The organism is Thermosynechococcus sp. HY596 (genome assembly GCF_030518715.1).
In the GTDB taxonomy this organism is placed as follows: Bacteria; Cyanobacteriota; Cyanobacteriia; order Thermosynechococcales; family Thermosynechococcaceae; genus Thermosynechococcus.
The window spans coordinates 2182947-2196002 of the sequence record NZ_CP130346.1 but is presented as its reverse complement, the minus strand read 5'-3'; the positions used below and the strand labels follow the sequence as shown (position 1 = coordinate 2196002).

14 protein-coding genes are annotated in these 13056 nt (G+C 53.0%); 7 read left to right on the top strand and 7 right to left on the bottom strand.

The window, feature by feature from the left end:
- The first annotated feature begins 86 nt into the window (after positions 1-86).
- Entirely contained in the window at positions 87-1130 is a 1044-nt protein-coding gene (gene glpX, locus QYC28_RS10840) for a class II fructose-bisphosphatase (RefSeq protein WP_149820730.1), read from the top strand.
- 66 nt (positions 1131-1196) lie between these two features.
- Entirely contained in the window at positions 1197-1703 is a 507-nt protein-coding gene (gene pgsA / locus QYC28_RS10835; protein ID WP_149821806.1) for a CDP-diacylglycerol--glycerol-3-phosphate 3-phosphatidyltransferase, read from the top strand.
- Here the strand turns inward: pgsA and QYC28_RS10830 are convergent.
- Positions 1688-3346: an alpha/beta hydrolase gene (locus QYC28_RS10830; protein WP_302679472.1), complete on the bottom strand. Its 1659-nt coding sequence runs from the start codon at positions 3344-3346 to the stop codon at positions 1688-1690. The two genes, pgsA and QYC28_RS10830, sit on opposite strands and share 16 nt — an antisense overlap.
- Before the next feature lie 169 nt (positions 3347-3515).
- Here QYC28_RS10830 and rpiA point away from each other — a divergent pair, with 169 nt between their 5' ends.
- The 3 genes from rpiA to QYC28_RS10815 all read left to right on the top strand — a co-directional run bounded on the left by rpiA (position 3516) and on the right by QYC28_RS10815 (position 5508).
- On the top strand, positions 3516-4223 hold the full coding sequence (gene rpiA, locus QYC28_RS10825; RefSeq protein WP_149820724.1) for a ribose-5-phosphate isomerase RpiA: 708 nt from the start codon (positions 3516-3518) through the stop codon (positions 4221-4223).
- A 135-nt stretch (positions 4224-4358) separates the two neighbouring features.
- On the top strand, positions 4359-4793 hold the full coding sequence (locus QYC28_RS10820) for a hypothetical protein (protein ID WP_149820722.1): 435 nt from the start codon (positions 4359-4361) through the stop codon (positions 4791-4793).
- A gap of 397 nt (positions 4794-5190) precedes the next feature.
- Positions 5191-5508, top strand: coding sequence for a hypothetical protein (locus tag QYC28_RS10815; RefSeq protein ID WP_149820721.1), 318 nt, complete (start codon positions 5191-5193; stop codon positions 5506-5508).
- Here the strand turns inward: QYC28_RS10815 and QYC28_RS10810 are convergent.
- From QYC28_RS10810 to QYC28_RS10800, 3 genes are read right to left on the bottom strand one after another with little or no spacing between them, the layout of a single operon-like run.
- A complete protein-coding gene (locus QYC28_RS10810; protein WP_286625670.1) occupies positions 5493-6446 on the bottom strand; it encodes a 5'-nucleotidase in 954 nt (317 codons plus the stop codon). The genes QYC28_RS10815 and QYC28_RS10810 overlap by 16 nt on opposite strands.
- The gene (locus QYC28_RS10805) at positions 6430-8304 is read right to left on the bottom strand and encodes a tetratricopeptide repeat protein (RefSeq protein WP_302679471.1); all 1875 of its coding nucleotides are present in this window, start codon (positions 8302-8304) and stop codon (positions 6430-6432) included. Before QYC28_RS10805 ends, QYC28_RS10810 begins: the two co-directional genes overlap by 17 nt.
- An 8-nt stretch (positions 8305-8312) precedes the next feature.
- Positions 8313-9410 (bottom strand): glycosyl transferase, encoded by a 1098-nt coding sequence (locus QYC28_RS10800; protein WP_149820717.1) that lies wholly within the window; start codon positions 9408-9410, stop codon positions 8313-8315.
- A 293-nt stretch (positions 9411-9703) separates the two neighbouring features.
- Between QYC28_RS10800 and QYC28_RS10795 the strand changes: the two genes are divergently transcribed.
- Positions 9704-10201: an orange carotenoid protein N-terminal domain-containing protein gene (locus tag QYC28_RS10795; protein ID WP_286625668.1), complete on the top strand. Its 498-nt coding sequence runs from the start codon at positions 9704-9706 to the stop codon at positions 10199-10201.
- 79 nt (positions 10202-10280) lie between these two features.
- Complete coding sequence (locus tag QYC28_RS10790) at positions 10281-10697, top strand: nuclear transport factor 2 family protein (protein ID WP_149820714.1); 417 nt, start codon at positions 10281-10283, stop codon at positions 10695-10697.
- Here the strand turns inward: QYC28_RS10790 and QYC28_RS10785 are convergent.
- From QYC28_RS10785 to QYC28_RS10775, 3 genes are all read right to left on the bottom strand, one after another.
- Positions 10666-11040: a SlyX family protein gene (locus QYC28_RS10785; RefSeq protein ID WP_149820712.1), complete on the bottom strand. Its 375-nt coding sequence runs from the start codon at positions 11038-11040 to the stop codon at positions 10666-10668. The genes QYC28_RS10790 and QYC28_RS10785 overlap by 32 nt on opposite strands.
- 91 nt (positions 11041-11131) lie before the next feature.
- Positions 11132-11650 carry a phosphohistidine phosphatase SixA gene (sixA, locus tag QYC28_RS10780; RefSeq protein WP_302679470.1) on the bottom strand — a complete coding sequence of 173 codons (519 nt, stop codon included), beginning with the start codon at positions 11648-11650 and terminating at the stop codon, positions 11132-11134.
- Positions 11651-11684: 34 nt separating this feature from the next.
- Positions 11685-12944 (bottom strand): bifunctional oligoribonuclease/PAP phosphatase NrnA, encoded by a 1260-nt coding sequence (locus QYC28_RS10775; RefSeq protein ID WP_149820708.1) that lies wholly within the window; start codon positions 12942-12944, stop codon positions 11685-11687.
- Positions 12945-13056: the final 112 nt, after the last annotated feature.

Below are 13056 nucleotides of genomic sequence, written 5' to 3'. Positions count from 1 at the left end.
CGAGAAATTATTTTCTAGATCCCAAAGTTCTGTAAGCTCAGATAGGAAACCTCTGCGGGATCAACTTGTGCAGTTAGGAGGGTTGTGTGGATAACGTCATTGGCTTAGAGATTATTGAAGTTGTCGAGCAGGCGGCGATCGCCTCAGCGCGGTGGATGGGCAAGGGCGACAAACACATGGCCGATCAGGTGGCCGTGGATGCCATGCGCAACCGCATGAATCAAATCCATATGCGCGGTCGTATTGTGATTGGCGAAGGGGAACGGGATGAAGCCCCCATGCTCTACATTGGCGAAGAAGTGGGTATCTGCACCCGTCCCGATGCAGCGCAGTACTGCAACCCGGAAGAACTCATTGAAATTGACATTGCCGTTGACCCCTGTGAAGGGACCAATCTCTGCGCCTATGGCCAACCGGGATCGATGGCTGTGCTGGCCATTTCGGAAAAAGGGGGGTTGTTTGCGGCTCCCGACTTTTATATGAAGAAATTGGCGGCGCCCCCCGCTGCTAAGGGTAAAGTGGACATTCGCAACTCGGCGACAGAAAACCTGAAAATTCTCTCGGAATGCCTTGACCGCGCCATTGATGAGTTAGTGGTGGTGGTAATGAAGCGCGATCGCCACAATGACTTGATTCAAGAAATTCGCGATGCGGGTGCCCGCGTCCAACTGATCTCCGATGGCGATGTCTCGGCAGCGCTCTGCTGTGCCTTTTCGGGAACCAACATTCATGCCCTGATGGGAATTGGTGCTGCGCCGGAAGGGGTGATTTCTGCTGCTGCCATGCGCGCCTTAGGGGGGCACTTCCAAGGGCAACTGGTCTATGATCCCGCTGTGGTCATGACCAAGGAATGGGCGAATCGCACCCGCGAAGGCAACCTCGAGGAACTCAAAAAAGCCGGCATCACTGATCCCGACAAGGTCTATGAAGCGGAGGAATTGGCCTCCGGCGAAACCGTTCTCTTTGCTGCCTGTGGAATTACCCCCGGTATACTCATGAAAGGGGTGCGTTTCTTTAGGGGGGGTGCCCGTACCCAATCTCTGGTCATTTCCACCCAGTCGAAGACAGCGCGCTTTGTGGACACTATCCACATGTTCGATAAGCAGTTGAAGTCGCTCCAGTTGTACTAAGCACTGACTGCGATAAAAGATAATGAACTCCCTCTGCGTGAGGGGGTTTTCTTTTGCATGAGTGCTATGCCTGTGAACCTCGCCACTACGATTACCCTTGCTCGCCTGTTGATTGTGCCAGTGATCCTAGGCTTGCTCTCCTTCAATCATGGAGTGGTCTATCGCTGGTGGGGGGTGGGTTTATTTTTGGTGGCAGCCCTGACGGATTGGCTGGATGGCTACATTGCCCGCCGTTTTAATCAGGTCACGGATTTGGGCAAAGTGCTGGATCCGCTCGTGGATAAGTTGCTAATCTTGGTGCCCCTGTTGCTGTGCATTGAATGGGGAGAGGTGCCCGCATGGTCAGTGGCGTTGATCCTCTTTCGGGAACTCGGGATTGCCAGTTGGCGGGTGCAGCAATCTCAAATTCAGGGGGCAAACCTTTGGGGCAAAGCCAAAACCGTTAGCCAGATTATGGCCGTGGCATTACTTCTCGCTCCCTTACCACCCAGTTGGCAGGGGGGAATTCTCATTGTTTATGGGGGGGCGATCGCCCTCACACTGATTTCTGGGGCACTTTATCTTCGTGGTTGAGTGCCAATGCGCCCCGCGAGCACCTCCTGCAACTGCTGGGGATTGATGCGATCCAGCCAATAGGCTTGAAAAGTGGGCTGGGTCACCTGATTGACAAAGGTTTGACTCAAGAAGGGACGCAACTGCTCATTTTGTTGATTAAAGACACCAAAGAAGGCAGTGCTTACCCCCTTAAAGAAGGGCTGTGCCAACTGTGGGTTCGGGCCAATGAGATCATTGGGAACCGGTAATACTCCCGCTTCACTGACCCCCACTGCTGAGAAGTGGGTACCGGGCACGAGCATGGCAAGATACTTGGGCTGCGCCTGCAACCATGTAAAAGGCCAGATCTGCTCCTCTAACGGGGGCGCAAAGACATCCTTGCTACTGGAAATAATCAGCGTCGGCACCTTGATATTGGCCATGCCCCGTTCACCAATGAGAATACTACTCACTGGATTGACAGCAATCACAGACTTGACCCGTGGATCCGCCAGTGTAGAGGGCCCATCGGCAAGACCGAGACTACGACATTGCAGGGGCACTGAGATATTAAAGATAAAGAGATCCCTAGCGGCTGCTAGACAGCGTTGTTTCACTGCATTCCAGTCAACGGTACCCCCAGCCGCTGCCAGTACGGTAAAGCCCCCCATGGAGTGGCCAAATAGCCCCACATTATTGGTGTCAATTTTCAGGGCTGGATTTTTCTGAACTAACGCCGCTACAGCATCTACCCCCAATTTCAAGTCAAGGGGGCGCTGTGCCCAATCCTTTGGCAAGTTCTCGTAGTCGAGGGGTGCCCCGGAGAGAAAACTATTAATTCGGCTGGCATCGGAACCGGGGTGAGTGACTGCTAAAACCGCTAGGCCATAACTAGCCAAGTGCTCTGCTAAGTAGGCAAATGTCGTGCGGTCTGAGGCTAAACCGTGGGAAATGACAATGAGAGGGGCCGGCGCCGTAATTCCTGTGGGGACATAGAGATCTGCGGGAATGGAGCCTGTGGTGCGATTGGGATTAGTAAATTCAATTTTTTGCTTTTGCCACTGGAAGGGTCCTTTTTGGGCAGGATTAAGGCTACTGGCAGGCAGTGGCGTTCTTGGTTGGAGTTGCGCCAAGCGTTCGATAAAGTCTTGCGCCCGTTGTTCTTGATTCACGGCACGGGTAAAGGCACCCACTGCCTTCAGACCGAGTTCACCATTGACTTTAACACTCTTGCCGGGAAAGGCCTGTAGTACTGAGAGTAGGGTAATGCCTGCGGGGGAACTGGCGGCGGTTTTCAGGGCTTCCCCAAGGGCTGGGCCACCATTGACATCATTATCTGCACGAATGACTTGGCCAATACGCTCCAGAAAGGCTTGACCGATGGGGCTGTTGACAAACTGGCTAACGGTTGTGGGTGCTAGGTCCATACGGGTGGTTAAGCTCTCCCGCAGGTTTGGCTGTTGATCATTGGGGAGCAACCGAATTAAAAACCCTAGCTCTGGGCTGGTATTACCCGTTTTGGCAAAGCTGGCAAGGTCACTCACTTGGATGTTGAAGGTGCCAAAGGGCGGATACACAAGGCTAATTTGTTCAGCCGCCAGTCCCGTCTGTGCCCAAACGGTTGCTGCTGCGCCCAACAGGGAGAACCACTGCCATTTTTTCCTTGCGCGCGCGATCGCCATCCCTGAGATACCCTCACTTAATCACTAGCATTATCGTTGTTTGCAACGTCACCTGCAACTCATTTCCAAGGACTGGCAGCCTGAGGCCTAGGTTCCGACTCTCTGAAAAGGGCTGTAAAGGGCGGCCGCTGTGGTATGGTGCTTTTGGAAAAAATGAGGGAATTCGCCCATGAGTGATGATGCAGTCAAGCAAATGAAGCAGGCTGTTGCCAAAGCTGCTGCCGATCGCGTGCAGTCTGGAATGATTGTCGGCTTGGGCACTGGGTCAACCACCGCCTTTGTCATCCAATTTTTGGGCGATCGCCTGCGCAACGGAGAACTGAGCAACATCGCTGGTGTGCCCACCTCGTTTCAGGCCTCTGTCCTTGCTAAAAAGTATGGCATTCCCCTAGTCACCCTCGATGATGTGGAGAAATTAGACATTGCCATTGACGGTGCCGATGAAGTGGATCCCGCCAAAAACCTGATCAAGGGGGGTGGGGCAGCTCATACCCGTGAAAAAATTGTTGACTCCCTTGCGGATCAGTTCTTGGTCGTGGTGGACAGCAGCAAACTGGTGCAGAAATTGGGTGCCACTTTCCCTGTGCCCGTGGAAGTGTTACCCTTTGCCGTGGCTCCCGTCACTCGTGCCCTGCAAGCTCTTGGGGGGCAGCCTGAACTGCGCATGGGGGTGAAAAAAGATGGCCCAGTGGTGACAGATCAAGGCAACCTTGTCCTTGATGTCAAATTTGATGACATTTCTAACCCCGCCGAACTAGAGAAAACGATGAACAACATCCCTGGCGTTGTCGAAAATGGCCTGTTTGTCAACGTGGCCGATGTCATCCTCATTGGTGAGATTGTGGATGGCCAGCCCCGTGTGCGTGAAATGGCCTAGCAGTTTTTCCATTTCCTGCGAGGAAGCAACAGTTACTTTCCGGTGATCAATCTCTCAACCCATCAGTGATTGAGGTCTCAGGCGGCGACAGGATTGCCATCAATAATTGGGGTATCCACTCCATAGGAGCCTCCAATGTCTCTCCACTCCTTCACCCATCGGTTGATCACCCTAAGCAGTATTGTGGTTTCAGGTGTTGTGGTTGCTACTACGGCAGCACAGGCAAACCCACCGATTATCGTCAACTGCAACAGCAGTGGCCAAGTTTGCGATCAAATGGCGCGTTACAACTTCCGCTCTGAAAGTCCGTATTGGGATTATGCCCTCCAAGTCACTGCGCCTGCTACCCACTGCTCGGAAGTGAAATATTTCACCACCAATCGTCAGGGACAGCGGGTCGAAACGGAGTTCCTTGGCCCCAACCGTTCAGCCTTTTTGCCCATTGGTGGCAATTGGGAGCGGGGGAATCACACGATTCAAATTGGGGCGATTGGACGGCAAGGTGGCTGTAATGTAGGCACGCTCAGTTCATGGGGCATCCAAGTGCAGCCTGCCGTTGTTCCCCGTTAATGAGGAATAAACTCCTAGAAACTTAACTCGTCTTCATCTATTCAAGGGTCGGTGGCAACGACACTGACCTTTTTTTGTGCTTATTTTTAGCGTACTTTACCAATTTTCATTTATTTTACTTCCGCGAAGGAAAGCAAGCGCATCTTTAATATAGCCTCTCCCTGAGCGGATTGCAGCCCCCTGTTCCGAGGGATCCCCTGCGAGGGGTGTCAAATTATTTTCTACAAAGCTACTAAAAATACTCAAAGCCTCCTATAGAGAGACTCCGAGGGATTCAACGCCAAAATCAGACTTTAGGAAATTTGAATAGATCCGTCGGCAGAGAAAACTTAATTGAACTCTTGGGGGCGATCGCTCGTCAAATTATTGGGAAACCTTCTACTTGAGGATTTGTGCCATGGGATTGCGTTGGTTGGTATTGGCATTAGGAGTGGCAGGAATGTTGATCACAGGAGCGATCGCCAGCCGTGCTGGTAAGGAGGTGCCCGCCACGCTTACGGGTCAAATTACGGCGGTTGTTGATGATGATGAAGTCTTAATTGAGGCCAATAACCAACGCTACAAGCTCGATCTACCGGATGCCTGCAAACCTGCCCTGCGCAATGGCGTTCTTAGGGTGGGCGGCGTTGTTACTGCCAGTGGCAAACTTGAACTTGATGATCGCGAGCTAGATGTTTCCATTGTTCAGATGAATGGGCGTCAGGTCTGCCCATAATAAATGCCACAAATGTCACAGTTGCGCACGCCAAAGGGGACATGCACTGAGGGAATCGAACCCGCTGCTGATTCTAGATGAGTCAGTTGATCATCAAAGAAAATATGCGGTTTGAGTTGCTTGAGAACCCGTACCTTCTCCATACCGCCAAGGAAAAAGGTTTCATCCGGCATGACGCCCCAACTATTGAGGGTAGTTACCACCCGTTCACTAGCAAGGATATTGCGTGCCGTCACAATCGCAATCCGTAACAGCCGCCGATAGCTGGCATCCTGCTGTTCTTTGGCCATCTCTAACTGTTGAAAGGCTGCCAGTTTTCTAAACAGGTCACTCAGGGGGCCTGGGTTGTGGGGAATGTTGGCCTTTTGCAGTTCATGGGCTTGAAATTGCTCGAGATCCCCTTGGCGAAAGACGGCTTCCGCTTCATCATCCGCTAGCACACCATCAAAGTCAAAGGCAATGCGCAACTCGGCATCCTCTTCCTGATCGGTAATGGGCGATCGAATCACCATGCCCGCTGGATACCCAGCCGCGATCGCCTGCTGCACGTCCTTGGCATTTGCCGAGAGAAATAGGGACACATTAAAGGCAGGAATGTAGGGATGGGGGGATTTGCCGCCCAAAAATGCGGCGCGGGTAATGTTCAGACCGTAGTGCTGAATTGAATAGAAGACCCGCTGACCGGTATCGGGATCGTTTCTCGAAAGAAGCACGACCTCCACGGGCTCTTGTTCGGGATAGGCACGGTTGAGATTTAAGAAGCGGCGAATAAAGGGAAATGCCACCCCCTTCGGCAAGACATCGTATTTCCTTTCCCGCTGAAATTGGCGGTACTTTTCGGTCCCCTCATTGCGAAAGACATCATCCGCCTCCCCCAAATCAAAGAGGGCACTGGAGGCCACTGCAATCACTAATTTCTGCTCAATTGGGTATCCCATTGCTGAGCATCCGATAGTGGGATTGAAGCGCAGTCCGCAATTGGGCGATCGCCCCTTGCCAATCACCCCGCTGGGGCTGGCGAATTAACTGCGCCGAAGGATACCAAGGCGATCGCGATCGCTGCCAGAGCCACCGCCAATCCGCCACAAAGGGCAACAGGATCCACAGGGGCTTCCCTAGGGCACCCGCCAAGTGTGCCACAGCCGTATCAATTGTTACCACAGCATCCAACTGCTGGATCAAAAGCGCCGTATCCAGAAAATCCCCCATATAGGGCTGGCAATCAATCACCCCCACCTCCTGTAACTGTTCAGCTTCCGCTGGCGATCGCTCCTTTTGCAGGCTATACCATTGCACCTCAAATTCCCGCAGCAGGGGTAGGACATACTCAAGGGGACAAGACCGCTGTGCCGTCGTGCGTGTTTGACTATGGCTGGCCCAAACCAGACCGATCCGAGGTTTAGAGATATTAAAGATACTGTGGGGTGGGTGGGCGGGCAAAGGGAAATAGGGCTTGAACTTAGGAAAGTGGTCTTTATCAATGCCTAAGTAGCGCGGCAGACTCAGCAGGGGGGTATGGCAATCAAAGGGGGGAGGCGTCTCCTCGGTGCTTATCACTTCAATCCCCGGCAGTGTTTGACACAGGCGCACCAAGGGCGGATAGGCAGCAAAAATGAGCCGTTGGGCACGCCGCGCCATCAAGGGCAGTAAGCGCACAAACTGAATGCAATCCCCTAGCCCCTGCTCACTATAGACAAAGAGGGTTTTCCCCGCCAAGGATTGACCTTGCCAACGGGGTTGCGCATAGGTGCGTAATCCGCCCGTGGGTTGTTGCCAGCGCCATTCGTATTCCTCCCATCCCTCTTGAAAATGTCCTAGCATGAGCAGGACAAGGGCAAAGTTGAGGCGCACATCCGCCCCATTGGGGTCTAGGGCAACGGCTTGGCGAAAGTGGTGGAGGGCCGCCTCTGGGTTTCCTGTTTCCAGAAGCGCTGTGGCCAAGCCCGCTTGGGCAGAACCGTTGCAAGGGTTGAGGTCAAGACAGCGTTGGTAGTAGCGGATGGCTCCCGTAAAATCCGCTTCGCTGAGGCAAATTTGCCCCAGTTGCAGGAGTGCCTGTGGATGTTTATTTTCCCGCAGCAAGACCTCTTGATAGCGATCGCGGGCCGCTGCAAGGTTGCCCTGTAAATGGAGGGCATAGCCCAGATTGTAGTGCGCTGCCAATAGTTCTGGATTGGCGCTGAGGGCAGCTTGAAATTGACGAATCGCTGCCCTGTAGTTCTTGAGTTCGAGATAAACGCTGCCCAGATTGTTGTGGACATCCGCTTGACCGGGTTTAAGATACAGCGACTGTTCATAGCAGGCACTGGCCTCTGTAAGTTTGCCTTGGGAGTGCAGACACAGTCCCAAGTTATACAGGGTCGTCGGTAAGTCCGGATTCAGGGAAAGGGCTTTTTGATAGCAGGCGATCGCCCGCTCAATCTCCCCTAAGTCCAAATAGGCATTCCCTAGGTTGCTGTGGGCTTCCACCCACTCTGGCTGCACCTCAAGGGCGCGTTGATAGTGGGGTACAGCAGCGGCCGGTTGCGACAGCAGATCGTGGAGAACAATCGCCAGCCGATAGTGGGCAGCAGCATGCCACGGATCAAGGGCGATCGCCTGTTCATAGGCCGCTTGCGCCCCAAGGGGTTGCCCCCGTTCCTCGGCAATCACCCCCAACAAATAGTAGGCCTCTGGCTGCGGGGAACGTTCAATGACTTGACGAGCCAACTGCTGTGCCCTGCGCCAGTGCTGTTGCTGATAAAGCTGCCAAGCCTTTTTTAAAAGCGAGGCTGTTTGCCATCCAAAGATACCCACGGCAATTGCTACGAATAGGAATTGTGTTGATTCAAATAATAAGCAACAGCGGTAGCGATCTTAGAATTGCCATCAAGATCAAGCGGTGTGGGGTCTAAAGGCGGCTGAGGTTCCGCTGCCAAAAAGTGCCAGTGGCCACCAAAAAATTCTTCATGACTGAGGATCTGATGGTAGTGATGAGCCTGCAATCCGGCCACTAAAATTGGCCCCTCGGCAAAATCATCACGACGAATCGTTGCCACCGGTACCCCCAAGCGACAGGCCTCCGCGTAGGTGCCATAGCCGGGCTTGGACACGACTCGACCACAGAGAGGCATCACATCCAGCGGGCGGAGTTGACGGCCACAGAGCTTCAGTAGGTTTGGCAGATCCTCTGGTGCAGCCCCATCGAAGGTGAGAAACTGCCAATCGGGAAAGTCCTTGAGGGCTTCATAGGGAATGGCCTGCAGGCTCAACCCGCCAAAGGTCAACAAAACCGTGCGATCGCGGGGAGTGGTGAGGCCAAGGCGCTGCCGCAACTCCTCTGGTTCAAAACGCGGTTCGGCTCCCGTCAGTCCCACGGGTTCTTTGTGGGGAAAAGCATTGAGGGGTTCGGCAAAGGGCAGTTGAAACAAGCGATCGCACCCGCTATAAAGATTACTCACCCAATCCGCAATCTCGCTAAAGTCATCGCCAAAGGAGCGATAGATAAAATCCCAGCCAAAGTTACTAACCATCCAACAGGGCACCCCCGCTGCATGGGCGATCGCCACCGCCAAAGGGGGAATATCCGCTAGCACCAACTGTGCCCGATTTTGCTGAATAAAATCTGCCTCGGCGTGGATCAACTCAGGGGCTGCCGCCTGAAGTTCCAAGAGCTTGGCACGGGTTGCGGGCAAATCCATTTGCAAACTATCGGCTTGCACGACCCCCAGATCAAGGGCACGGGGACGATGAATAAACTCCCCCTCCAGATTCGCCTGCAACAACCAATAGGGAGCTGCCGTCACGATCAGTGGCAAGAGATCAGGCACTTGGCGGCGAATGGCATTCACCAGCGCCGTTGTCCGCGCCACATGACCAAAGCCATGATTGGTGATTGCTACGTAGAGGGTTGGTCGAGCCACAGCAGTGTTCCTGCCAAAACCGATGCAATCTTAACATTTGTAACAACCCACCATGGAGGTTGCTAACTGCTTTTTTGCGCAAGAGGGCAACAGCGGGATTAACTAGGACATGTCCTTGGGTTTAGCCCTCTACAATGTATTGAGTTTATTCTATTTGATTAACATATAAGATAGATTTATTGTCGGTATTTATAAACTTGTGTTGCTTTTTATGAAGATATGTAACATACTGTTGACTAGGAGGCAGAGATAACCCTAGCGACAGACTAGACATTTAACATCTCTGAAGCGATATGACCTACACCACCGATACGCGTTTCAATCCCACCACCCTAGCCACAGCGGTTCAAGAGGTAACCACTCTCTTTAACTGCCTGAGCGTGGATGACAAGTTGGGACTCCTGTGGTTTATCTACACAGAAACGGGTCGTTCGATTACAGCCGCCGCCCCCGGTACGGCTCGCCTACAACTGGCGGAAGGGCTGCTCAATCAGGTCAAAGCACTCAGTTTTGATGATCAACTTCAATTCATGCGCGACTTGGTGGCCAATGTGGACACCCCTCTCACCCGTGCCTACGGTGTCTTTAGCCCCAACACCAAGCTCGCCTTCTGGTATCAACTGGCAGAACTGATGAAACAGGGGTTTGTGGTACCTGTGCCCCCCGGTTATACCCTCAGCCGCGATGCCGATCGCGTGTTTGCAGCCATCAAAGCCCTTGACTTTGGTCAGCAGATTACTGTCCTGCGGAATGCAGTGGTCGCCATGGGTGTGGATCCACTTGCCGTCTAATTGAGATGCCATGGGTTACGCAAGGGGGCAGCTCGCTCCCTTTTTTTGTCTCGATTCAAACCACTGAGGAACTGCAACCATGACCCATCTTGTTCAAGGAAGTCCTGTTCTCGGCATTGATGAACCGACGCTGATCGCCTATTTTGCTGCCCTCAATGAGGAACGCTACGAAGATGTGGCCGCCCTGTTTGCTGAGGCGGGAGTTCTCTATCCGCCCTTTGAGGATGCTGTCATTGGCCGCGGGGCGATCGCCCATTATCTCCACCTTGAAGCCGTGGGTATGCGGGCAGAACCCCTTAAAGGAGAACTACTAAGCACAGAGGGCACAGAACGTCGCTACCGCCTTGTGGGTAAAGTTACACTCCCCCTTTTTAGCGTCAATGTGGCTTGGCAATTTGGCCTCAATGCTGAGGATCAAATCACATTTGTGAAAGTGGATTTGCTGGCAACCTTGGAGGAACTCCTCAACTATCAGCCTCTACGTCAGCAGCGCTAGGGCGACCGGGAAACACCTCGGACTCTAAGGCCTCCACGCGATCGCGCAAATTGTGGAGAATGCCCGAATGACTCAGGCGCACCGCTGCCAACTGTTCCCGTAGGCGATCGTAGTTTTCGGGCAGTTGTTGGCGCAGATGAATCACTTCACGGCTGAGGGCATTCACCCGTCGCTCTAGATCCGCCACCCGTTCAGGCAAATGCTCCGCTTGAATATAAAACTTGCAGACAATGTCAACAATTGCCGCTTCAAGGCTAGTAAATTGATGCTCCCGCTGATAGGCATACAGCCAACTGAGAACATCGGGCGGTAAATGCTCCGTAATTTCCGACTCAGAATTCACGATTCTATCCTGTGGCAGGCTGTACTTCTATTTTGTCGCTTTAGGGAGAGCAGTGGCGAGAGGGTCGAAGCATCGGAATGGACACCTGTAGTCAGGCAAGGCCACTGCCATTAAGTAAAAACTTGGGAGGCGTCAGCCAAAAAAGTTGACTATTACCAAGGGGATCGGTTTCTGGAATCAGCAGGCCAATAATGCCGGCTTTCTTGAGCTGGAGGTGTCCCAAGGCTTTACCACAGATGAGCAGTTCGGTCCAGTGACTGAGATTGGGTTCATGACCCACGGCAATCAGGGCACCCTCATGGTCTTGACGCCAGTGATTTAGCCAATGGAGCCAATCTAGCAAACGACCGCTTGGAGCCAACAGGTCAGAAATCATCAGATCGGGGGCAACCCCCACTTCAAGGAGAATTTCTGCCGTTTGCCGTGCCCGCACCAGTGGGGAGGAGAGAATCAGTTCTGCCTCAATGCCTAGATCAAGTAACCGCCGCGCAATCTGCTGGGTTTTCTTTTCGCCTTTGGCGGTAAGGGGGCGATCGCTATCACTGCCTTCAAACACTTCCCGTTCGACCGCGATTCCGTGGCGGAAAAAAAGGACTGTTAGCTCCGTCATAAAGACCTAAAACTTGATTACTACGAACAGTGCCTTACTCCGTACCGTGGAGGACATTGTTCTTCGGATTGACGAGGTGGAGGAGCTTCTGCTTAATCTGCGTATCGTAAACGCTCCACTTGAGTTTAGCGTATTCTGGATTCTCATTGAGACCCGACAAGAAGCCCACGGGAATTTCAAAACCGCCGGCTTGGGAGCGACCCCCACCAAAGAAGCGTCCTTGGCGATCCTTACCAAAGGCCTCTTTGATAAATTCGTCGGGGTCAAGGGTAATTTTTGTTGTGCGCAGCGAACCGATAATCAGTTCCACCTCTTCGTCTTCGTCGTGGACAAGGCCATAGACAACGGCAGTGTGGACGTTCTCTTCAGTCACAAGGAAATCCGCCGCTTGGGGAATGGCATCGCGGTCTTCGTAGCGGATATAGCCCACGCCAGAAATTGAGAAATTGTTGTGAATGGAGCGGTTTTTCAGCGATCGCTCGATCACATCCATCACCTGCTTCGAGCGGTGGGACTGCAAAATGGTGTTCAGCAGTTGATAATCAATAAAACGACTCAGGAAGGCGGCTGCGAGAAAGTCCTCTTCTTTGGCTTGTTTGAGGCAATCGGTGTCAGAGCGCAGGCCATGCATCAGAGCCGTGGCACATTTCACGTGAACTGGGTTGCTACTGTCGAGGGTGAGTAGCCCCGCTTGCAGGTATTGGGTAAAGATGGTAGCCGTGGCGCGGGTCGTGGGTCGAATGTCTGTAAACTCGGCTTGAATGGCTTCTTGGAGACTGTGGTGATCAATGATGGCGATCGCCGGCAGGCCAGCCTCCTGCACCATGGGCAGCAGTTGACTGGTGGTGCCTTGGTTGTCAATGAGAACGTAGCCTTGGTAACAGGTACAATCCCGCTGATCTTTATTTTTCGTACCTTGCACCGCCCAGCGCACAAGGGGCATCCCCGTCAGCCGCACTAGGGTGATATTCTCCTGATGGCTCAGGGCACCGGCGTAGGCAATATCGCACTGAATCTCAAACTGCTCAGCAATGAGTTTATAGGTCCATGCCGAAGAGAGGGCATCGGGGTCAGGAAAATCTTGGAGAATAATCAACTGCCGCGTACCGCGATGGCGTTCCAACATTTGCCGCAGCGCTTCGGCACGGGGGTCACTCAAGCGAACTTCCGCCTTGGCCAATTCTGTAGAGGTCGTCTCCGATTTCACCAGTGCGTTACCATTCAGTTCAGGATGAGTGGAACCGACGTCACTGGCAGCGGGGTCACTGAGTTCAAGTGGATAGGGAGATTGCATAGTTGTTTCAGCGTTGGATAACAGGGTTGAACCCAATGGGGAACGCGCAGAAGATAATTGTCGTCACCATACCGTCAACGACTCTATCTCGATCTTGGCAGATATTTTATCG

What these genes read in the sequence shown, in the direction of transcription:
- QYC28_RS10830 (WP_302679472.1), bottom strand. Translation starts at nt 3,346, where the DNA reads ATGGCGATCGCGCGCGCAAGGAAAAAATGGCAGTGGTTCTCCCTGTTG.
- QYC28_RS10790 (WP_149820714.1), top strand. Translation starts at nt 10,281, where the DNA reads ATGACCCATCTTGTTCAAGGAAGTCCTGTTCTCGGCATTGATGAACCG.
- QYC28_RS10815 (WP_149820721.1), top strand. Translation starts at nt 5,191, where the DNA reads ATGGGATTGCGTTGGTTGGTATTGGCATTAGGAGTGGCAGGAATGTTG.
- QYC28_RS10775 (WP_149820708.1), bottom strand. Translation starts at nt 12,944, where the DNA reads ATGCAATCTCCCTATCCACTTGAACTCAGTGACCCCGCTGCCAGTGAC.
- QYC28_RS10795 (WP_286625668.1), top strand. Translation starts at nt 9,704, where the DNA reads ATGACCTACACCACCGATACGCGTTTCAATCCCACCACCCTAGCCACA.
- QYC28_RS10810 (WP_286625670.1), bottom strand. Translation starts at nt 6,446, where the DNA reads ATGGGATACCCAATTGAGCAGAAATTAGTGATTGCAGTGGCCTCCAGT.
- QYC28_RS10820 (WP_149820722.1), top strand. Translation starts at nt 4,359, where the DNA reads ATGTCTCTCCACTCCTTCACCCATCGGTTGATCACCCTAAGCAGTATT.
- sixA (WP_302679470.1), bottom strand. Translation starts at nt 11,650, where the DNA reads ATGACGGAGCTAACAGTCCTTTTTTTCCGCCACGGAATCGCGGTCGAA.
- pgsA (WP_149821806.1), top strand. Translation starts at nt 1,197, where the DNA reads ATGCCTGTGAACCTCGCCACTACGATTACCCTTGCTCGCCTGTTGATT.
- rpiA (WP_149820724.1), top strand. Translation starts at nt 3,516, where the DNA reads ATGAGTGATGATGCAGTCAAGCAAATGAAGCAGGCTGTTGCCAAAGCT.